The 20,341-nt window shown below is 66.8% G+C and carries 18 protein-coding genes; 10 read left to right on the plus strand and 8 right to left on the minus strand.

The window, feature by feature from the left end:
- Window positions 1-7: 7 nt before the first annotated feature.
- From E1263_RS01150 to E1263_RS01170, 5 genes are read left to right on the plus strand one after another with little or no spacing between them, the layout of a single operon-like run.
- Window positions 8-757 (plus strand): ABC transporter ATP-binding protein, encoded by a 750-nt coding sequence (locus E1263_RS01150; RefSeq protein WP_132164343.1) that lies wholly within the window; start codon window positions 8-10, stop codon window positions 755-757.
- Window positions 757-1,509: an ABC transporter ATP-binding protein gene (locus tag E1263_RS01155; protein ID WP_132164345.1), complete on the plus strand. Its 753-nt coding sequence runs from the start codon at window positions 757-759 to the stop codon at window positions 1,507-1,509. Before E1263_RS01150 ends, E1263_RS01155 begins: the two co-directional genes overlap by 1 nt.
- Entirely contained in the window at window positions 1,506-2,384 is an 879-nt protein-coding gene (locus tag E1263_RS01160; protein ID WP_132164347.1) for a branched-chain amino acid ABC transporter permease, read from the plus strand. The genes E1263_RS01155 and E1263_RS01160 overlap by 4 nt, the downstream gene beginning before the upstream one ends.
- A complete protein-coding gene (locus tag E1263_RS01165) occupies window positions 2,377-3,411 on the plus strand; it encodes a branched-chain amino acid ABC transporter permease (protein WP_202868663.1) in 1,035 nt (344 codons plus the stop codon). The genes E1263_RS01160 and E1263_RS01165 overlap by 8 nt, the downstream gene beginning before the upstream one ends.
- Entirely contained in the window at window positions 3,408-4,637 is a 1,230-nt protein-coding gene (locus E1263_RS01170; protein ID WP_132164349.1) for an ABC transporter substrate-binding protein, read from the plus strand. The genes E1263_RS01165 and E1263_RS01170 overlap by 4 nt, the downstream gene beginning before the upstream one ends.
- Window positions 4,638-4,670: 33 nt before the next feature.
- Here the strand turns inward: E1263_RS01170 and E1263_RS01175 are convergent, their stop codons facing one another.
- Genes E1263_RS01175 through aceA form a run of 4 tightly spaced genes read right to left on the minus strand, consistent with a single transcriptional unit; the run spans window position 4,671 to window position 9,631 of the window.
- The gene (locus E1263_RS01175; protein ID WP_132164351.1) at window positions 4,671-5,528 is read right to left on the minus strand and encodes an alpha/beta hydrolase; all 858 of its coding nucleotides are present in this window, start codon (window positions 5,526-5,528) and stop codon (window positions 4,671-4,673) included.
- Entirely contained in the window at window positions 5,525-6,733 is a 1,209-nt protein-coding gene (locus E1263_RS01180) for a multidrug effflux MFS transporter (RefSeq protein WP_202868664.1), read from the minus strand. The genes E1263_RS01175 and E1263_RS01180 overlap by 4 nt, the downstream gene beginning before the upstream one ends.
- Window positions 6,734-6,776: 43 nt before the next feature.
- The gene (aceB, locus tag E1263_RS01185; RefSeq protein ID WP_132164353.1) at window positions 6,777-8,366 is read right to left on the minus strand and encodes a malate synthase A; all 1,590 of its coding nucleotides are present in this window, start codon (window positions 8,364-8,366) and stop codon (window positions 6,777-6,779) included.
- On the minus strand, window positions 8,366-9,631 hold the full coding sequence (gene aceA / locus E1263_RS01190) for an isocitrate lyase (protein ID WP_132164355.1): 1,266 nt from the start codon (window positions 9,629-9,631) through the stop codon (window positions 8,366-8,368). The genes aceB and aceA overlap by 1 nt, the downstream gene beginning before the upstream one ends.
- Before the next feature lie 173 nt (window positions 9,632-9,804).
- On the opposite strand from aceA, the gene E1263_RS01195 reads away from it, so the two are divergent.
- The 5 genes from E1263_RS01195 (at window position 9,805) to E1263_RS01215 (ending at window position 15,622) form a co-directional block, all read left to right on the plus strand.
- The gene (locus E1263_RS01195) at window positions 9,805-11,232 is read left to right on the plus strand and encodes a short-chain fatty acyl-CoA regulator family protein (RefSeq protein WP_132164357.1); all 1,428 of its coding nucleotides are present in this window, start codon (window positions 9,805-9,807) and stop codon (window positions 11,230-11,232) included.
- Between the two features lie 119 nt (window positions 11,233-11,351).
- On the plus strand, window positions 11,352-12,842 hold the full coding sequence (locus E1263_RS01200) for an MmgE/PrpD family protein (RefSeq protein ID WP_132164359.1): 1,491 nt from the start codon (window positions 11,352-11,354) through the stop codon (window positions 12,840-12,842).
- A complete protein-coding gene (gene prpB / locus E1263_RS01205; RefSeq protein ID WP_132164361.1) occupies window positions 12,842-13,726 on the plus strand; it encodes a methylisocitrate lyase in 885 nt (294 codons plus the stop codon). Before E1263_RS01200 ends, prpB begins: the two co-directional genes overlap by 1 nt.
- The gene (locus tag E1263_RS01210; protein WP_132164363.1) at window positions 13,723-14,874 is read left to right on the plus strand and encodes a bifunctional 2-methylcitrate synthase/citrate synthase; all 1,152 of its coding nucleotides are present in this window, start codon (window positions 13,723-13,725) and stop codon (window positions 14,872-14,874) included. Before prpB ends, E1263_RS01210 begins: the two co-directional genes overlap by 4 nt.
- Window positions 14,864-15,622 carry an enoyl-CoA hydratase/isomerase family protein gene (locus E1263_RS01215; RefSeq protein WP_132164365.1) on the plus strand — a complete coding sequence of 253 codons (759 nt, stop codon included), beginning with the start codon at window positions 14,864-14,866 and terminating at the stop codon, window positions 15,620-15,622. The genes E1263_RS01210 and E1263_RS01215 overlap by 11 nt, the downstream gene beginning before the upstream one ends.
- 877 nt (window positions 15,623-16,499) lie before the next feature.
- Here E1263_RS01215 and E1263_RS01220 read toward each other — a convergent pair.
- The 4 genes from E1263_RS01220 to E1263_RS01235 are packed head-to-tail and all read right to left on the minus strand — an operon-like array spanning window position 16,500 to window position 20,339.
- The gene (locus E1263_RS01220) at window positions 16,500-17,276 is read right to left on the minus strand and encodes an enoyl-CoA hydratase (protein ID WP_132164367.1); all 777 of its coding nucleotides are present in this window, start codon (window positions 17,274-17,276) and stop codon (window positions 16,500-16,502) included.
- Window positions 17,273-18,163 (minus strand): 3-hydroxyisobutyrate dehydrogenase, encoded by an 891-nt coding sequence (gene mmsB / locus E1263_RS01225; RefSeq protein ID WP_202868665.1) that lies wholly within the window; start codon window positions 18,161-18,163, stop codon window positions 17,273-17,275. The genes E1263_RS01220 and mmsB overlap by 4 nt, the downstream gene beginning before the upstream one ends.
- Complete coding sequence (locus tag E1263_RS01230; protein WP_132164369.1) at window positions 18,160-19,209, minus strand: enoyl-CoA hydratase/isomerase family protein; 1,050 nt, start codon at window positions 19,207-19,209, stop codon at window positions 18,160-18,162. Before E1263_RS01230 ends, mmsB begins: the two co-directional genes overlap by 4 nt.
- Complete coding sequence (locus tag E1263_RS01235; protein ID WP_132164371.1) at window positions 19,206-20,339, minus strand: acyl-CoA dehydrogenase family protein; 1,134 nt, start codon at window positions 20,337-20,339, stop codon at window positions 19,206-19,208. Before E1263_RS01235 ends, E1263_RS01230 begins: the two co-directional genes overlap by 4 nt.
- Window positions 20,340-20,341 lie beyond the last annotated feature (2 nt).

Raw genomic sequence — 20,341 nt, forward strand, 5'->3', positions numbered from 1 at the left:
GCAGCCAGTGCTCAGCATCCGGAATCTGCGCGTGCGGTACGGCCGGTCGATGACCGCCTTGCACGGTGTGGATCTCGACGTTCCGGACGACGGTGTGCTTGCCGTCCTCGGGACCAACGGCGCGGGCAAGTCCACCTTGCTGCGCGCGATCTCCGGGACGCTGCGCCTGCACCGCGGTGTCATCACCGCCGGGACAATCCAGTACGGCGACCTGCGCATCGACCGCCTCGATCCCGCCAGGATCGTCCGGTACGGCGTAGTCGGCGTACCGGAGGGTCGGCAGATCTTCGCACGGATGACCGTGGCCGAGAATCTGCGCGCCGGCGGGATCGCGACCAAGCCCGCCGAGAGAGCGGCGGCCCGGAAACGAGTGAGCGCTCTCTTCCCGTTGCTGGACGAGCGTGCCGACCAACGCGCTGGGCTGCTCTCTGGTGGCGAGCAGCAGATGCTGGCGATCGGGCGGGCGCTGATGGCGGTCCCGAAACTGCTACTGCTCGACGAGCCATCGCTCGGGCTCGCGCCCAAGCTGGTCGAGCGAATCGGCGAGGCCGTTCGCGAGATCCACGCGCAAGGCACAGCCGTCGTACTGGTTGAGCAGAACGCGTCGATGGCGCTGTCCGTGGCGGATCAGGCGGTGGTGCTCAGCGTTGGTTCGGTCGCGCTCTCGGGGTCGACTGAGGAGATCGCAGCAAGCGTTCACCAGCACTATCTCGGTACGCCCGCGCCGGAGCGACGTTCGCTCGCGAGGTGGTCGTGATGCTGGTACTCGATCGGGTCACGCTGCGGTTCGGTGGACTGGTTGCCCTGGACGAGGTCTCATTCACAGTGACGCCGGGATCGCTGCATGCGTTGATCGGTCCGAACGGTGCCGGGAAGTCCAGCTGCTTCAACGTGATCAGCGGCCTCTACCGGCCGACCTCCGGCGCGGTCCGGCTGGGAGAGCAGAACCTGCTGGAGCTACGGCCGCATCGGCTGGCCGGGCTTGGTATCGGGAGAGCGTTCCAGAACACCGCTCTCTCGACGCACTCCACCGTTCTCGACAACGTGCTGCTCGGCCGGCACACGCTCACCCGCGGCGGTTTCATCGCCTGCTCGTTGCGCTGGACGCGCCGCGAGGAGAAGCGGCACGCGGCCCGAGCCCGGGAGATCTGCGACTTCCTCGGGATCGGCGCGGCCGTCGACCAGCCGCTCGGCTCCCTGCCGTACGGAGTGACCAAGAAGGTCGATATCGCCCGCGCCCTCGCAGTCGAGCCGAACCTGCTGCTGCTCGACGAGCCGGCCGCCGGGCTGAATACCGAGGAGACCGCCGAACTCGCCGCGACCATCGGCCAGATCCGGACCGACCTCGGGATCGCGATCCTGCTGGTGGAACACGACATGGACCTGGTGATGGGCATCGCCGACCAGGTCACGGTGCTCGACTTCGGCCGGGTGATCGCCGACGGTACGCCGGGCGACGTCCAGACCGACCCTGACGTGATCAAGGCCTATCTCGGAGCGACGACATGACGACCTTCCTCCAACTGATGCTCAACGGGCTGGGCAAGGGCGCCGTGTTCGCCTTGCTGGCCTTGGGCTTTGTGGTGATCTTCAAGGCGACCGAGGTGGTGAACTTCGCGCACGGATCGCTGGTGCTGTTCGGCGGCTACCTCGTCCTCGTCACCAAGGACACGGTCGGCTGGGCTGCGGCGGCCGTGATCGGGATCGTCAGCGCCGGTCTCCTGGCGCTGGCCGTGGAGCGGCTGCTGCTCGCCCGGTCCCGGCATGCCGATCCGTTCAGCCTGGCGTTGCTGACCATCGGCGTGGACGTGATCATCACTGAAGAAGTCGTCCGGCGGCTTGGTGTCTCGTTGCCGTTCATCGGTGATGCCTGGGATGCGAAACCACTGCAGTTCGCGGGGGTCACGCTCTTCCGGACGCACCTGGTGGCGCTTGGAGTCGCGGCTGTCCTGATCACCGCGTTCTTCCTCGCGTTCCGCTACACCACCTGGGGAATCGCGCTCCGGGCCCAGGCCGAGAATCCCGAAGCCGCAGCCCTGGTGGGGATCCGCCGCTCGCGGGTCACCGCGTCGGCCTGGCTGATCGCCGGTCTGCTGGCCGGAGTCGCCGTACTGTTCATTGCCACCCAGGACTTCTCCGGCGCCGGGCTGTCGCGCGGAACGCACTCGATCGCGCTCGCTGCGTTCCCGGCCGCGATCATCGGCGGTCTCGATTCGACGGCCGGAGCGATCGTCGGTGGGCTCGCGGTCGGACTCGTCGACGCGTTGTCGACGGAGTACATCTCGTTCGCCTTCGCGAAGAGCGCCGTGTTCCTGGTGATGCTCGTTGTACTGGTGGTGCGCCCGGCCGGGCTGTTCGGAACGCGGGAGACAACACGTGTCTAAACTCCTGTGGATTCCGGTGGCCGTGGTGCTGCTGGCCCTCCCCCTGTATCTCGACGCGTCCTGGCTCAAGGCCGGTCAGTACATGATGATCGGCGCGGTCGGCGCCATCGGGTTGACGCTGCTCAGCGGCCAGGCAGGCCAGCTCTCGCTCGCGCACGGATTCTTCCTGCTGGTCGGCGCTACGTCGTACTCGGTGCTGTCGGGAACCGATGATGACCTCGTCGGTCTCGGGCTCAACCCACTGCTGGCGTTGATCGGCGCGGTCGCGATCAGTGCCTTGGCCGGGGTCGCCTTCGCGCCGGTCGCGGGCCGGGTGCGCGGGATCTACCTCGGCGTTGCCTCACTCGCGTTGGTGTTCCTCGGGCTGTACCTCGGCCAGGCGGCTGGATCACTGACCGGCGGTACGTCGACCGGTCGCGCACCGGCGACCTTCGAACTCTTCGGCTTCTCGTTCTCGAACGAGGGCACGCTGATCGTCGCCGGGGTGCCACTCCGCGGGACCGAGCGGCTCTGGTACCTGTTCCTCATCCTGCTGGCGTTGTCCTACTGGTTGGCCAAAGGCGCAGTCGGCACCCGCATCGGCCGGTCATGGCGCGCAGTCCGCGACAACGAAGCGGCGGCAACCGCGATGGGTGTCGACGTACGCCGTACCAAGGCCGGTGTCTTCGCCGTCTCGTCGGCCTATGCCGGGCTGGCCGGCGTGATGATCGTGCTCTGGTTCGACATCCTGAAACCGGACGAGAACGAGTTCGGCACCTACGGCATCAACACGTCGATCGCGTTCCTGGCGATGGCCATCATCGGCGGTCTCGGTTCGATCCCTGGCGCGGTGGCCGGCGCAGTGGTCGTCTACGGGCTGCCGCAGCTCCTCACCTTGTACTCCACCGACCTCGGCTGGTTCACGGGTTCCGTGACTCCGGTCCTGGTCAGTTCCTTCGTGTACGGCGCGGCAATCGTGCTCGTCGTCCTTTTCGAACCCGGCGGTCTGGCCGCGATCGGCCGCAGAATCAAGGAGTTGAGATCATGAGACGTCTACTGTTCAAGGCCGCTGCCGTGGCACTGGTGCTGCCATTGGCCGCCTGCAGCACCAAGGGCGGTGCCGAGACGAACTCGACCGGAGTCACCGACAAGGAGATCACGCTCGGTGTGATGGCCGACCTCAGTGGCCCGTTCAAGTCGTTGTCGACGGCAATCACCCAGGGCAACGAGTTGTGGGCCAAGGACGTCAACGCAGCCGGTGGGGTCTGCGGTCGGCAGATCAAGCTGGAGACTGTCGACCACGGCTACAAGGCCGACACCGCCAAGACGCTCTACCCGCAGATCGAGCCGAAGGTGCTCGGCTTCGTCCAGCTCACCGGCTCCCCCGTGATGGCCGCGCTCGGCAAGAACATCGAGGCCGACAAGGTGACCACCACCCCGGCGTCCTGGTCGTCGGAGCTGCTGAACAACCCGTACGCGATGATCGTCGGGACGACGTACGACATCGAGATGATCGACGGGCTCAGCTATCTGCAGGAGAAGGGCATGCTGGCCGACGGCGATTCGGTCGGGCACATCTACGTCGACGGCGAGTACGGCGCGAACGGACTGCGCGGCTCGAAGTACTACGCCGAGCAGCACAAGCTGCAGTTGCACGACGTCAAGATCACGTCGACCGACACAGACCTCACCAATGTGGTCACGGGCCTCAAGGGCCAGGGCGTGAAGGTCATCCTGCTGACCACTACACCCAAGCAGACCGGCTCAGCGGCCGCCGCGAACAAGGCGCTCGGCCTCAACGTGCCGATCCTCAGCAACAACCCCGCCTTCGACCCGGCGCTGCTGAAGAGCCCGGCGGCGAGCGCGCTCGACAAGCTCTACATCGTCGCGAGCACAGTCCCGTTCTCCGCAGACATCCCGAAGGCCAAAGAGATCGCTCAGAAGTACGCCGCGGCCGGCTACAAAGAGCCGCCGAACGCAGGGACGCCGTACGGGTATGCCGTCGGTGAGGTCTGGGGAACCGTGCTCAAGAAGGCCTGTGAGAACAAGGACCTGACCCGCGACGGCATCCACAAGGCGATGCAGCAGACCACGTCTGCCGACACCGGCGATCTGGTTGCCGCCCTCAACTTCGGTACGCCGGGCGCTCCCGCCACTCGCCAGGTCTATGTCGCCCAGCCGGACGCCTCGGCACCCGGCGGAACGAAGTACGTGCAACCGTTGTTCGAAGCCGAGGCGGCCAAGGCGTACAAGGCGCCCCACGAAGGGCAGTGAGCCTCAACCCTTGAGCACAAGGATCAAGAGGACTCAGAGGTGAGCGCGGAAGAAGTCGACGACGTAGTCCATCAGCGCGGCACTGGTCCAGACGGCGGGGTGCTCGGACAGAGTGCCGTGGCCGGCGCCGCGGACGACATACCGGGTGCTCTCGATGCCTGCGGCAAGTAATGCCTGATGCAGGATCGCGGTCTGGGCCGGTGCGATCAGTCGGTCGTCGTCGCCGTGCAGGAGGAGGAACGGCGGGGTCTGGTCGGTGACGCGACCGGCCGGGTTCCCCTCGCAGAAGTCGGGAACGTACGCCGCGATCGCGTCCGGCGCCTCGATGTCGAAGCCGTCGGTGAGCGTGCTGAGGTCGGAGGCACCGAACATGCTGACCGCGGCGACGAACTGGTTATCCGGCTCGGTCGCGGCCATCGACGCCAGGTAGCCGCCGGCCGATTCGCCCCAGACTGCGATCCGCATCGGGTCGAGGTGATACTCGGCTGCATGGGCGTGCAGGAATCGCAGCGCCGCGGCGACGTCCGCGAGACCGTCACGGTAGGTCGCGCCGTTGGACGTGGTGCGGTAGTCGATGCTGGCCACCGCGAACCCGGCGTCGGCAACATAGGCTCGTTGCTTACTGGCCATCTGTCGGCGGGCGGCGACGAAGCCGCCACCGGGTAGGTACAGAACGACCGGATGCGGGCCGGGGCCGGACGGAACCAACAGGTCCATCCGAAGCTTGCCGTCGTACCGGATGCCCTTGGTGGAGTGCACGGATCGGCCCGGACGAATCTGTACGGCGGGGTCCGGGTCGATCGCGATGCTGTTCGGGTCTGTTTCCGGCGCGGGGATGGTGGACAGGCGGAGCTTCGCGAGCTTGGTCAGCAGCAGCAAGGTCAGGTTCATGCCAGCGTCCTTTCGACGACGGGCTGCCAGGGGCGAGCGAAGAGCAGAGCGACGGAGGCGAGTGCCAATGCGGCCAGCATGAGCACGGACATGGTGCCGACCGTACCGCCGCCGAGCGGGCTGGTCAGCGCGCCGAACAGGTAGGAGCCACTGCCGGACAGAGCGGCCGCGGTACCCGCACGGGAGCGGCCGATGGTCTGGGCGATGGTGGTGACCGACGGGAAGGTGCCGCCGATGCCGAACAGGACGACGGCCAGGCAGATCCACGTCCCGGCCAGGGTCGGCGCAGTGGTGGCCTGGATCGCCAGCCCGACGGCGCCGGCGAGGGCGACCGCGATGTAGCGGGGTAGCAATCGCTCCGGAGGGATGCGTTTCGAGGTGATGCCGAAGACGACGTTCGCGACCAGCATCACGCCGGCGTTGGAGGCGAAGACCAGCCCGTACTGCGCCGCCGACAATCCGAAGGTGTCCTGGAAGACGAAGCTCGAGCTGGCGATGTAGAGGAACATCGCGCCCGCAGCGAAGGCCAGGGTCAGGACGTAACCGGTGAAGGCTCGGTCACGGAGCAGCGTGCCCATCGTCGCGAACGTACTGCCGATTCCGCTGGTGGCGCGGCGCTCGGGTGGCAGCGACTCCGGCACCTGAACAAGCACTGCGGTGAACAGCACGACGCCAAGGGCCGCGAGCACCCAGAACACTGCCCGCCAGCCGCCGGCCGTGACGATCAGTCCGCCGATCACCGGCCCCAGCACCGGGGCCACCCCCAGGATCATCGACTGGATCGAGAAGTAGAACGGTAGCCGCGGTCCGGCGAATCGATCGGTCAGCACCGCTCGCGCGAGAACCGTCCCGGCCGCTCCGGCGCAGCCCTGCAGGAACCTCCCCGCGAGCAGGAATGGCATGGTCGGAACCAGCGCACAGACAACGGACAGTACGGCGAAGAGCGCCGTACCGGGGAGCAGTAGCCGGCGGCGGCCGATCCGGTCGCTGATCGGCCCGATCACCAATTGACCGACCACGAGCCCGATCAGGAACACGCTGATCGACAACTGCACGACCGAGGACTCGGCGCCGAGCTCGCGCCCGAGCTCCGGGAAGCCCGGCACGTACATGTCGATCGCGAACGGCGCGACCGCCGTCAACCCGCTCAGCACACCGATCAGCAGCAGCGGCCGCCGGACAGTGCTCACCTCCGTCATCACCATGAGAACAAGGTAACCGATCGTCAACCGGTTAACAATACTGTTCTCAGGGCGCGGGCTTCTGCAAACTGACCAGATAGCGCCGGTAGGCGTACTCCGTGATGAACGGCGGCAACGTCTCGCGGAGCGCGCCGAACCGGACCAGATCCCGCAAGGCCTCACCTCGCTCAGCCGAGGCCTGAAGAGCAGCGAGCTCGAAGTCCAGCAACTGCGCGATCAACGGCACGGTCACTCGGGCGCCGTCATCCATCACCGTGCCGTGGTGGATCCATTGCCACAGCTGGCACCGCGAGATCTCCGCCGTCGCCGCGTCCTCCATCAGGCCGTCGAGCCCGACCGCACCGCGGCCATCCAGCCACGCATCCAGGTAGCGCACCAGCACCGACACATTCGTCCGTACGCCGTTCGCTGTGACAGTGCCCGGTGTGTCGGCAACTGCCAGCAGGTCGTCCTCGGTTGACGACACCTCGTCCCGAGTCCGGTGCAGCTGGTTCTGCCGCTGACCGAGCACCTCGTCGAACGCCGTACGGCAGGTTTCGACGAGACCCGGGTGCGCCACCCACGAACCGTCGTACCCGGCCGTTGCCTCGCGCTCCTTGTCGACGCGCACCTTCTCCAGCGCCGCTGTGGATTCGCGGCTCGGAATCACCGCAGCCATGCCACCGATGGCATAGGCGCCACGCTTGTGACACGTCTGCACGAGGAGCTCGGTGTACGCCCGCATGAACGGAACCGCCATCGTCACCTCGGCGCGGTCCGGCAGCACGAACGACGCATCTTTGCCGTAGTTCTTGATGATGCTGAAGATGTAGTCCCAGCGGCCGGCGTTCAACCCGGCGGCGTGGTCGCGCAGCTCGTACAGGATCTCGTCCATCTCGAACGCGGCCGGGATGGTCTCGATCAGCACGGTCGCGCGGATCGTCCCCTGCGGGATGCCGAGGCGGTCCTGGGCGAAGACGAACACGTCGTTCCACAGCCGCGCCTCGAGGTGGCTCTCCAGCTTCGGCAGGTAGAAGTACGGTCCACTCCCCTGGTCGATCAGCCGTTGCGCGTTGTGGAAGAAGAACAGCCCGAAATCGACCAGCGACGCCGGGACCGGGTTGCCGTCGACAACGATGTGCCGCTCCAGCAGGTGCCAGCCGCGCGGCCGGACGACGATGGTCGCCAGGTCCGCGCCGAGCGAGTATTCCTTGCCCTCGGCACTGACATGCCGCAGCGTGCCCGCGATGGCATCCCGCAGATTGACCTGACTCTCGATCACGTTGGTCCAGGTCGGGCTGGTGGCGTCCTCGAAGTCGGCCATCCAGACGTTCGCGCCCGAGTTCAGCGCGTTGATCGCCATCTTGGCGTCGACCGGTCCGGTGATCTCGACGCGGCGGTCGACCAGCCCGGGTGCGGGCGGCGGGACCGTCCACGTCGGGTCCTCACGGATCGCCTTGGTTTCGGTCAAGAACCCCAACCCGGTACGGCGAAAGCGGCGGTCGAGCACGTAGTTGCGCCGGTCGATGAACGTCCGATGCAGATCACGCAGGAAGTCGAGTGCTTCCGGCGTGACGATCTCGTCGTACCGGGGACCGTGGGCACCGCGGACCTCGACGTGGTAGCGGGCCGAGCAGGTGGCTGCCTGGACATTCATCAGAACTGCGCCTCCTCGGTCGAACCGGTCAGCGCGGTGGTCGACGCCTGCGGGTTGATCGTCGTACTGAGGGCGTCGAAGTAGCCGGTGCCGACCTCGCGCTGGTGCTTGGTCGCGGTGTAACCGCGGGACTCGGCGCCGAACTCGCGCTCCTGAAGCTCGACATACGCGGTCATGCCGTTCTGGGCGTAGCCCTGGGCGAGGTCGAACATCGAGTAGTTCAGCGCGTGGAAACCGGCCAGCGTGATGAACTGGAACTTGTAGCCCATGGCACCGAGTTCGCGCTGGTATTTGGCGATCGTCGCGTCGTCGAGGTGCTTCTTCCAGTTGAACGACGGCGAGCAGTTGTAGGCTAGCAACTGCTCCGGGTGCTCCTTCTTGATCGCCTCGGCGAACTGGCGGGCGACCTCGAGGTCCGGCTCGGACGTCTCCATCCACAGCAGGTCGGCGTACTCGGCGTACGCGAGACCGCGGTCGATACACGGCTCGATGCCGTTCGTCACCCGGTAGAAGCCCTCCGCGGTGCGCTCACCGGTGACGAACTTCTGGTCGCGCTCGTCGACATCGCTGGTGATCAGCGTCGCGGCCTGCGCGTCGGTCCGCGCGATGACAACCGACGGTACGCCGGCCACGTCGGCCGCCAGCCGGGCTGCGTTCAGGGTGCGCTCGTGCTGCTTGGTCGGGATCAGCACCTTGCCACCGAGGTGACCGCACTTCTTCTCCGACGCGAGCTGATCCTCCCAGTGCACACCGGCCGCGCCGGACGCGATCATCGACTTCATCAGCTCGTACGCGTTCAACGGGCCGCCGAAGCCAGCCTCCGCGTCGGCCACGATCGGAACCAGCCAGTCCCGGGTGACGTTGCCCTCGGCATGCTCCAGCTCGTCGGCGCGGAGCAGCGCGTTGTTGATCCGGCGGACCACGGACGGAACCGAGTTGGCCGGGTACAGGCTCTGGTCGGGGTAGGTATGCCCGGACAGGTTGGCGTCTGCAGCCACCTGCCAACCAGACAAGTAGATCGCCTTCAGCCCGGCGCGCACCTGCTGGACGGCCTGGTTTCCGGTCAGCGCGCCGAGGGAGTGGACGTAGTCCTCGGTCTGCATCAGGTCCCACAGCCGACGCGCACCGAGATCGGCGAGCGTGTGCGCCTCCTGGACAGTCCCCCGCAGCCGTACGACGTCCGCGCCGGTGTAATCGCGCTTCACCGTCGCCCACCGCGGGTCGGTCGCCCACTGCTGGTCGAGCTGTTCTCCGGTGCTGGTCATCGTCGTCTCCTTGAGCCTAAAAATTCTGCGCCGTGCAACCTGGTGCCACGACACTCACACCGCCGGTGGTTGCCTGTCAGGGGGCGGAACCTGCGAAGTTCCGACAACCAAGAGAGGCCGATTTGCTAACTTTGTTAATGCCGGTCTTCGCAAGAACGCGGTAACTTGGCGGAGTGGACAAGGTGTTCGCCGGTGGGCGGCTGAAGCGATTGCGGCAGGACCGCGGCATGAGCCAGGTCGACCTGGCCCGCGTCCTGGCGATCTCGGCCAGCTACCTGAACCAGATCGAACACGACAGCCGGCCGCTGACCGTGAGCGTGCTCGTCCGGCTGACCGAGGTCTTCGGGATCGACGCCACGTTCTTCGCTCCGCAGGACTCCGCCCGGCAGCTCGCCGAGCTTCGCGAGGCTCTTCCCAACCGCCCGGGCGGATCCCCTGTTCCGGCCGCTGACCTGCAGGAACTCGCCGGTTCGATGCCTGAGGTCGCTGAGGCTGTCATCGCGCTCTACCGCAAGCACCGCGGGCTGGCCGAGCACCTCGAAACCCTCACAGACAGCCGGACGGCATCGCCGACCGACGGCAGTCCACACGAACTGGTCCGCGACTACTTCTACCGGCACCAGAACTACTTCGACGGCCTCGACCGCGCAGCCGAAGCATCCGCCAAGGAGCTCGGCACCCGGCGCGGCGAGGTGCGGCGTCGGCTGCGCGACCATCTGAGCGAGACGCACGGCATCCGGATCGCGCAGCGGTCGCTCGACGATCCGGCCGATACGAACGACCTCCATCACTACGCACGGGCCGAGCGAACGCTGTACTTTTCCTCACACCTGCAGGCCGGGCAGCAGGCCTTCCGGATGGCGACCCAGCTCGCGTTCCTTGAGGCCCAGCCGCAGATCGACGAGCTGCTGGACACCGAACCGTGGCCCGACGACAAGACCCGGCAGCTGGCTCGGATCGGACTGGCGAACCACTTCGCGGGCGCATTCATCCTCCCGTACACGCCGTTCTTCCAAGCTGCCGAACGCTTCCGGTACGACGTTGAGCTGCTCGCCGACCATTTCGGCGTGAGCTACGAAACGATCGCGCACCGGCTGAGCACGTTGCAGCGACCGAGCCTGCGTGGAGTGCCGTTCATCTTCGTTCGAGTGGATCGCGCGGGGAACATCTCGAAGCGCCAGTCCGCGACCAGCTTCCACTTCTCGCGCAGCGGCGGCACCTGCCCGCTGTGGAACGTGTACGAGTCGTTCGCCGCTCCCGGCCGGGTGATCACTCAGGTCGCGGAGATGCCTGACGGGCAACGGTACTTGTGGGTTGCGCGGGCGTTGACCCGGAGTCGTGGCGGCTATGGGCAACCTGCGAAGACCTTCGCGATCGGGCTTGGCTGCGAAGTTCGGCAAGCCGGCCGACTGGTGTACGCCGACGGTTTGAACCTCGAGGATCGCGGCTCGGCGATGCCGATCGGGCCGGGCTGCCGGACCTGTGAGCGGCCGCGCTGCCCGCAGCGCGCGGCGCCGCCGATCGGGCGTCCGCTGAACGTCGACGAGGACCGCAGCACGTTCGTCCCGTATCCACTGTCGGTGCCGGAGCGCCACAGCTAGCCCTGTGTCATTGCAAATCTTGGCTTTCACAAGTTGGCAAATTGGCTCTCTTTCACAAGCCTCTCCCCCGGTGCGAATCTCGGTGCATACCCACCGTTTTCGGCAGAGGAGATGCACCAGTGATCGAGCACGACGTCCGCGTCCACCCCAGCAGTGACCGTCTGTCCCGGACGGACCAACTCGCCTGGAAGCTCGCGGAGGTCGCCGCCGACCCGGTCGAGGTGACAGCGGACGTGGCCGACATGGTGATCAACCGGATCATCGACAACGCCTCCGTGGCGGTCGCTTCGGTCAACCGCCAGCCGGTGGTTGCGGCCCGCGGCCAGGCCCTGGCGCATCCGCAGGCCCGCGGTGCAGCAGTGATCGGTACGGCGCCTGATGTCCGCGTCTCCCCCGAATGGGCGGCCTGGGCCAACGGGGTCGCCGTACGGGAGCTCGATTATCACGACACGTTCCTCGCGGCGGACTATTCGCATCCCGGCGACAACATCCCGCCGCTGCTCGCGGTCGCCCAGCATGTAGGGGCTGATGGCAACCAGTTGCTGCGGGCGATCGCAACGGCGTACGAGGTGCAGGTGAATCTGGTCACCGGGATCTGCTTGCATGAGCACAAGATCGACCACGTTGCGCATCTCGGGCCGTCGGTCGCGGCTGGGCTCGGGACGTTGCTTGGTACGTCGCCTGAGATCACGTTCCAGGCGATCGGCCAGGCGCTGCACACGACGACGGCCACGCGGCAATCGCGCAAGGGTGAGATCTCCAGCTGGAAGGCTTACGCGCCTGCCTTTGCCGGCAAGGCGGGGATCGAGGCGATGGACCGGGCATTGCGCGGCGAGGGTGCGCCGACCCCGATCTACGAGGGCGAGGACGGCTTCATCGCCTGGCTGCTGAGCGGGCCGGAGGCGGCGTACACGGTGCCGTTGCCGGCGCGTGGTGAGGCGAAGGCTGCGATCCTGCGGACGTATACGAAGGAGCACTCGGCGGAATACCAGAGCCAGGCGCTGATCGACCTCGCGCGGCGGATGCGGGGGCAGATCGCCGACCTGAGCCAGATCGAGTCGATCCTGATCCGCACCAGCCACCACACGCACTACGTGATCGGTACCGGCGCGAACGACCCGCAGAAGCTTGACCCTCAGGCGAGCCGCGAAACTCTTGACCACTCGATCATGTACATCTTCGCGGTCGCTCTGCAGGACGGCACCTGGCACCACGTGGATTCCTACGCTCCCGAGCGCGCGAACCGCCCGGACACTGTTGACCTCTGGCACCGCGTCACGACGGTCGAGGACCCGACCTGGACCGAGCGCTACCACGCAACCGAGCCCGAGTTCGGCGGCCGCGTCGAGATCACTTTGAAAGACGGCACGGTGGTGGCCGATGAGCTCGGTGTCGCGGACGCGCACCCGCGCGGCGCCCGACCGTTTGCCCGCAGCAACTACCTCACCAAGTTCCGGCGGCTCGCCACCGGAGTTGTGTCGGAGCCTGAGCGTCGCCGGTTCATCAACTTGGTCGAACGCCTCCCGGAGCTGACCGCCGCCGAGGTCCGCGATCTCACGGTGACCGTCGACGAGGTCAAGCTCGCTGACGCCCCGGAAGGCCTGTTCTGATGGAACAGCGAATTGCCTTGCGGGAGGGGTTGGCCTCCGGGCGGCTGCTTCGTTTCCCTGGGGCCTTCACTCCGTTGACTGCTCGGCTGATCGAGGACCGCGGGTTCGACGGCGTGTACATCTCCGGCGCCGTACTGGCTGCCGAACGAGGGTTACCGGATATCGGGCTGACGACGCTCACCGAGGTGGCGGATCGCGGTCGCGACATCAGCTCGGTGACGAACCTGCCGACGTTCATCGACGCCGACACCGGGTTCGGCGAGCCGATGAACGTGGCTCGAACGATTCTCAGCCTGGAGGCTGCCGGGGTGGCCGGTTGTCATCTTGAGGACCAGGTAAATCCCAAGCGTTGCGGGCATCTCGACGGCAAGTCGGTGGTTGAGCCGGCCGAGATGGTACGGCGGGTTCGGGCTGCTGCGAGCGCCCGCACCGACCCGAACTTCGTCATCGGCGCCCGCACCGACGCGCGGTCGATCGAGGGCCTGGATGCGGCGATCGAACGTGCCAAGGCGTACGTCGACGCCGGTGCCGACCTGATCTTTCCCGAGGCGCTCGAGACCGTGCAGGAGTTCGAGACCTTCCGCGCCGCGGTCGGCGTACCGGTCCTGGCGAACATGACCGAGTTCGGCAAGAGCGAGCTGTTCCGGGCGAGTGAGCTCGCGGATGCCGGGGTCAGCATCGTCATCTACCCCGTGACGCTGCTCCGGATCGCAATGGGTGCGATCGAGCGCGGTCTCGACCTGATCGCCGACGACGGGACGCAGGCCAAGCTCGTCCCCGACATGCAGACCCGTGCGCGACTGTATGAGCTGCTCAAGTACGCCGAGTACAGCCGCTTCGACGCCGACATCTTCAACTTCGACATTCCGCAGGAGCACTCATGACCGGCCTGATACCTTCCCCGCCCCACCACCCCGGTCAGATCTTTCGAGGCCTTGCCGGCGTCGTCGTCGACACCACCACGATCTCGATGGTGAACCAGGAGACCAACTCGCTGACCTACCGCGGGTACCCGGTCCAAGAGCTCTGCGAGTCCTGCAGTTTCGAGGAGGTCGCCTGGTTGCTGTGGCACGGCGAACTGCCGACCGCCAACCAGCTGGCCGAATTCAAGCTGGTCGAGCGCAACCGCCGTACCCTCGGCCGTAACGTCACCAGCGCACTCTCGCGGCTGCCCGAGGACTGCCACCCGATGGACGTCCTGCGGACCGCGATCAGTTATCTCGGCGCCGACGACCCGACCGAGGGTCTCGACGACCGCGACCACAACCTGGCGAAGTCGATCGACATGTTCGCCAAGCTCCCGACGATCGTCGCATTCGAGCAGCGCCGCCGCCGCGGGCTGGAGCCGATCCTGCCGGACGCGAACCTCGGGTACGCCGAGAACTTCCTGCAGATGTGCTTCGGCGAGATCCCGCCGGCCGAGCAGGTCCGCGCGTTCGAGGTCTCAATGATCCTGTACGCCGAACACAGCTTCAACGCATCGACCTTCACCGCCCGCGTCGTCACCTCGACGCTGTCCGACATCTACAGTGCGGTCACCGCAGCGATCGGCGCGCTCAAGGGCCCGCTGCACGGCGGCGCCAACGAGGCCGTCATGCACCTGCTCGCCGAGATCGGCGACGTGGCCAACGTCGAGCCCTGGCTGAAGCAGGCCTTCGTGGACAAGCGCAAGATCATGGGCTTCGGGCACCGCGTCTACAAGAACGGCGACTCTCGCGTCCCCACCATGACGGCCGAGCTACGCAAACTCACCAGCGACGGCAAGTCCGCCGACCTGTTGGCGACGTACGACGCCCTCGCAGCCGCCATGCTGCGGGTCAAGGACATCCACCCGAACCTCGACTACCCCACCGGGCCGGTCTATCACCTGATGGGTTTCGACATCCCGATCTTCACGCCACTGTTCGTGATGAGCCGGATCACCGGCTGGACCGCGCACATCATGGAGCAACTCGAGTCGAACTCCCTGATCCGGCCGCTCAGCAGTTACGTCGGCGTCGAGCAGCGCAAGGTGCCGACCCTTGCCGGCTGACCCCTCCCTGAACGGCACAGTGGTCTGCGAAGCAGTCGACGGGATCGCGACCGTCACCCTTGATCATCCCGGCAAATGCAATGCGCTGACGATGTCCATGTGGCGCGACCTTGACCGCGTCCTGCGTGACCTGTCCGACGACCCCCGGATCCTCACCATCGTGATCCGCGGCGAAGGCGCCGACTTCAGCGCCGGCGCCGACATCGACGACCTGCCGGACGACCCCGACGAGTTCCATCGCGTGCATTTGGCGACCGAGCAGACCATCGCGCGGCTCCCGAAGCCCGTCATCGCGGCCGTCCGCGGTAGCTGCGTCGGCGGAGGCTGCGAGATCGCCGTCGCCGCCGACTTCCGGTTCGCCGATGCAACCGCCCGGTTCGGCGTCACCGCCAGCCGCCTCGGCATCGTCTATCCCTACGCCCCAACCCACCGCCTGATCGGACTGGTCGGCCTGGGCAACACCCGCCGGCTCCTCTACGCCGGCGAGTTGCTCGACGCCACCTGGGCCGAACGCGTAGGCCTCATCACCGAACTAACCACCGAAGACGTAGACAAACGCGCGTTGGACTTCGCGCGGTTGCTGACCACCCGCTCCCAAACCACCATCGCAGCCGCCAAACAAATCACCGCTGGTACTCACAGCGATCTCGCGTGGCCTGATTCCGACTACACCGAAGGCGTCAACGCCTTCCGAGCCCGCCGCAAGCCGGTGTTCCCTTCCGCTCACCAGTTCCTGCCGGGCGGCTGACCTTCGGCGGGGATGGTTGCTCGACGCTCCGGACAAGCCGGGCACGTTGTCTGTGGCTGGTCGCCGCGGCGGCCGCGTTACATAAAGAGCTTGGCTGAGACCGGCGGGTGGTTGAGGTACTGGCGAGGTCGGCGATCGCGTTCCCGCTGCTTGAGGTGCCCGCTATGGCTGAGGTCCAAAAGCGGCGCCGAGGGTGGAAACTTCATGTCGCCATTTGCACAAAACGTTCCACCCAGCTCGCCAGGCGGGCTAGTGGGGTGGGGCCGGGGAGCTTTACCCGTCATTCCAGGTCAGTTTCGCTCCCCAGCCCGCCCGGATACCTCACGAATCGGGCACTGGGGAGTCCTACTGGCATACCCGCCCACCGATTCGCACTACGCGGAGATTTTTCGGGTCCATACGCCGAAAAAGTCACGTGTAATGAGGGTTGCCGGGGTCAGCCGGGCGCGGCGGGGTCAACTGCCGGGGGTTTGAACAAGAAACGGTGGGCGGGAACAGGTAACTACTTGTTCAAGCCCAGCGGGGTGACCTGGGTCAGCCGGGCGCTGCAGCACCCCACGCCTCCTTGCCAGCGCTTTTCACCACAGCGGCGGGTCACTTTCCAGGCATCCCCACAACCGGCCGCAACCATAGCGAGCACCTCAATCGGCGGGAACGCGATCGCTGACCTCGCCAGTACCTCAACCAGGCACCCGGCCCAGCCAAGCTCTTTATGTAACGCGGCCGCCGCGGCGACCAGCCACAGACAACGTGTCCGGCTTGTCCGGAGCGGCGATCAACCATCCCGCCGTACCGGGCGCCGACCGCAGGCACGTAGCTAACGTCCGAAAAACCGGAGACGGGCCCTCCGGTGCTTCGGACGTTAGCGGTCAGCCCGTTAGCGGTGGGTGAACTTCGCTGGGCGCTTCTCGATGAAAGCAGTCATGCCCTCGGTGCGGTCTTCGAAGGCGAAGGTCGCATGAAAGGTGCGGCGCTCGAAGAGCAGGCCTTCGGCGAGAGTGCTTTCGAAGGCTCGGTTGACGGCTTCTTTCGCCACGTAGAGAGCGGGTAGCGACATTTCGGCGATCTTGTGAGCGACGGCTGCGGCTTCTTCCAGCAAGTCCGAGGCCGGTACGACGCGGGAGACCAGACCGGCGCGTTCCGCTTCGTCGGCGCCGATGGTGCGGCCGGTGAGGATCAGGTCCATTGCCTTGGCCTTGCCGATGGCGCGAGTCAGGCGCTGGGAGCCGCCGATGCCGGGGATCACGCCGAGAGTGATTTCGGGCTGGCCGAATTTGGCGTTGTCGCCGGCGATCAGTACGTCGCACATCATCGCCAGCTCGCAACCACCGCCGAGGGCGTAACCGCTGACGGCGGCGATGAGCGGCGTACGGACGGCGGCGAGGCGGTCCCAGGCGGTGAACCAGTCGGACAGAAACATGTCCTGGTACGACTGGGCCTGCATCTCCTTGATGTCCGCGCCGGCGGCGAACGCCCGCTCGGAGCCGGTGATCACGATCGCGCCGACGCCCTGGTCCCGATCAAGCGTCGTCGCGGCGTCCACGACCTCGTTCATCAGTACGGCGTTCAGTGCGTTGAGCGCCTTCGGACGGTTCAGCGTGATGGTCGCCGTCCGGCCGTCCCGGGTGACCAAGATGGTTTCATAGGAGGTCATGACGCCGCCCGGATCTCGTTGATGATGGCGGAGAAGTCCAGCCCCGAACCGTTGCCGTCGGCAAATTCCCGGAAGAGTCCGGCGGCGAGTGCGCCGAGAGCGGTCGCCGTACCGGTTCCTTCGGCTGCTTCGATGGCGAGGCCGAGGTCCTTGGCCATCAGCGGGGCCGCGAAGCCAGGCTGGTAGTCGCGGTTTGCCGGGCTGGTCGGCACTGGGCCGGGCACCGGGCAGTTGGTGGTGAGCGCCCAGCACTGGCCGGACGCGGTCGACGTCACGTCGAACAGCGCCTGGTGGGTCAGCCCGAGCTTCTCCCCCAGGACGAACGCCTCGCTGACGCCAATCATCGAGATGCCGAGGATCAGGTTGTTGCAGATCTTCGCGGCCTGCCCGGCGCCCGGGTCGCCGCAGTGCACGATCCGGCCGGCCATTGGCTCCAGCACCGCGCGGACAGCTTCCAGGTCTTCCGCGAGAGCGCCGACCATCAGCGTCAGCGTTCCGGCGGTCGCACCAACGACGCCGCCAGAGACCGGCGCGTCGAGCGCCCGGTGCCCGGCAGCGACAACCAACGCGGCCGCAGCGCGAGCATCCGCCACCGCGATGGTCGAGCAGTCGACGAACAGCGCGCCGGCAGGCGCCGCGGCCAGCAGGCCGTCCGCACCTGAGTAGACGTCGAGCACGTGCTTGCCACTGGGCAGCATCGTCAACACGACCTCGGCTTCCGCGACCGCGGCGGCGGCTGACTCGGCCACCTCGATCCCGGCCTCAACAGCCGCAGCGCACGCGGCGGGGACCGGGTCGAAACCGCTGACCCGGTGGCCGGCCTTGACGAGGTTGGCGGCCATCGGGCCACCCATGTTCCCCAGGCCGATGAAGGCAACAACAGTCACTGTGCACTCTCCTCAGTCAAGCGAAGCTCGTCGTCGCCGAGACCGGCGAAGTAGGCACTCACGGCGTTATCGGAGACACCGTCAAAGGTCGCCGGGGACCACTGCGGGTTGCGGTCCTTGTCGATCACCTGCGCCCGCACCCCCTCGATGAAGTCGTGCGAGCCGTGGAAGCGCACCGACAACCGGTACTCCTGATCCAGCGCAGCCCGCAGCGACGGCAGGTCAGCCGCAGCCCGGAGCGCGCGCAACGTCACCTTGACCGAGGTCGGCGACTTCGCGAGCAACACCGTCGCGGTCTCCCGAGCAGCCGGTACGTCGGAATCGGCGAGCCGGCTGTGGATCTTCACCACGTCGTCGCCTTCGTAGGCCGCGTCGATCCATTCCCGATCGCCGACCAATCCAGACTCCGGCGCGGGGTCAGCGAACGACGCAACCGTAGCCGCCGCGTCCTGAGTCGCCAACGCAGCAAGGAGATCCGGCAACCGATCACTCGGCACGTACGAGTCGGCGAGCCCAACCGCGATCGCGTCTCCCGCGCGCACCGAACCGGCCGTCAAGGCGAGGTGCATGCCCAACTCTCCCGGCGCTCGCGACAGCAGGTACGTCCCACCGACATCCGGAAAGAAGCCGATCCCGGTCTCCGGCATACCGATCTTCGACCGCTCGGTCACGACCCGAATACCAGCGTGCGCCGAAAGCCCGATCCCACCACCGAGCACGATCCCGTCCATGATCGCGACGAACGGCTTCGGGTACGACGCGATCTCCGCATCCAGGCGGTACTCGTCGGCCCAGAATTCGGTCGACGCCGTACCGCCGGCGATCCCGTCGTGGTAGATCGAGACGATGTCGCCGCCCGCGCACAACCCACGCTCACCACTGCCAGTCAGGACGACAGTCTGTACGGCGGGATCGGTCGCCCACTCGGCCAAAACGCCCCGGATGATCGTGACCATCTCGTGGGTGAGCGCATTGATCGCCTGCGGCCGGTTGAGCACCAAGTGACCGGCATGGCCGTCAACGTGCGCAAGCACTGGGGCCGTCATGCAGCCTCCTCGACGAGGGCCCGCCCGATGATCAGTCGCATGATCTCGTTGGTTCCTTCCAGGATCTGATGGACCCGCAGGTCGCGCACGACCTTCTCGATGCCGTACTCGCTCAGGTAACCGTAGCCACCGTGCAGCTGCAGAGCGGAGTTCGCCACTGTGAACGCGGCGTCGGTGACGAATCGCTTCGCCATGGCGCAGATCTTCACGGCGTCGGCAGCCTGGTCGTCGAGCGACTCCGCCGCATGCAGCAGCAGGCAACGGGCGGCGGTCAGGTCCGTGTCCATGTCTGCCAGCTGGAACAGCAACGCCTGTTGGCTGATCAGCGGTGCGCCGAACGCCGAACGCGTCTGCAGATAGCGGGTCGCCTGCTCGAGCGCCCACTGCGCACCACCCAGCGAGCAGGCCGCGATGTTGAGCCGCCCACCGTTCAGCCCGCGCATCGCGATCCCGAAACCGTCGCCCTCTTCGCCCAGCCGCTGATCCACCGGGACGCGGACGCCCTCGAAGATGACCTGCCGGGTGGGCTGGGTGTTCCAGCCCATCTTGCGTTCGTTCGCCCCGAACGACAGGCCGGGCGCATCACCCGGAACGATGAACGCCGAGATGCCCCGCGGGCCCGGTACGCCGGTCCGCGCCATGACGACGTACACGCTGGAAGATCCGGCGCCGGAGATGAACTGCTTGACCCCGTCGAGCACGTACTCGTCGCCGTCCCGCTTCGCGGTCGTGCGCAGCGCGCCGGCATCTGAGCCGACCTCTGGCTCGGTCAGGCAGTAGCTGCCGAGGTCCTCCATCGCGGCCATCCCGGGGATCCAGCGCTCGCGCTGCTCCGGCGTACCGGCCTTGTCGATCATCGACGCGACCATGTTGTGAATCGACACGTAGGCAGCGATCGCCGTGTCGCCGCGCGCCAGCTCCTCGAAGATCGTCACCGCCTCGAGCCGGCCGAGACCGGATCCGCCGACGTCCTCGGCGACACAGATCCCGCCGAGGCCGAGGTCACCGGCCCGGCGCAGAACATCGACCGGGAAGTGCTTGTCCTGATCCCACTGGACGGCGTACGGCGCGAGCTCGCTCTCGGCGAACTTGCGCACGGACGCCGCAATGGCCTGCAGCTCTTCGGTCACCG

The organism is Kribbella antibiotica, assembly GCF_004349055.1.
In the GTDB taxonomy this organism is placed as follows: domain Bacteria; phylum Actinomycetota; class Actinomycetes; order Propionibacteriales; family Kribbellaceae; genus Kribbella; species Kribbella antibiotica.

Bases quoted from the DNA above. Each gene is read 5' to 3' on its own strand.
- prpB (WP_132164361.1), top strand. From the start codon at position 12,842: ATGGAACAGCGAATTGCCTTGCGGGAGGGGTTGGCCTCCGGGCGGCTG.
- E1263_RS01170 (WP_132164349.1), top strand. From the start codon at position 3,408: ATGAGACGTCTACTGTTCAAGGCCGCTGCCGTGGCACTGGTGCTGCCA.
- E1263_RS01160 (WP_132164347.1), top strand. From the start codon at position 1,506: ATGACGACCTTCCTCCAACTGATGCTCAACGGGCTGGGCAAGGGCGCC.
- E1263_RS01210 (WP_132164363.1), top strand. From the start codon at position 13,723: ATGACCGGCCTGATACCTTCCCCGCCCCACCACCCCGGTCAGATCTTT.
- E1263_RS01180 (WP_202868664.1), bottom strand. From the start codon at position 6,733: ATGGTGATGACGGAGGTGAGCACTGTCCGGCGGCCGCTGCTGCTGATC.
- E1263_RS01155 (WP_132164345.1), top strand. From the start codon at position 757: ATGCTGGTACTCGATCGGGTCACGCTGCGGTTCGGTGGACTGGTTGCC.
- aceA (WP_132164355.1), bottom strand. From the start codon at position 9,631: ATGACCAGCACCGGAGAACAGCTCGACCAGCAGTGGGCGACCGACCCG.
- aceB (WP_132164353.1), bottom strand. From the start codon at position 8,366: ATGAATGTCCAGGCAGCCACCTGCTCGGCCCGCTACCACGTCGAGGTC.
- E1263_RS01220 (WP_132164367.1), bottom strand. From the start codon at position 17,276: ATGACCTCCTATGAAACCATCTTGGTCACCCGGGACGGCCGGACGGCG.
- E1263_RS01175 (WP_132164351.1), bottom strand. From the start codon at position 5,528: ATGAACCTGACCTTGCTGCTGCTGACCAAGCTCGCGAAGCTCCGCCTG.
- E1263_RS01230 (WP_132164369.1), bottom strand. From the start codon at position 19,209: ATGACGGCCCCAGTGCTTGCGCACGTTGACGGCCATGCCGGTCACTTG.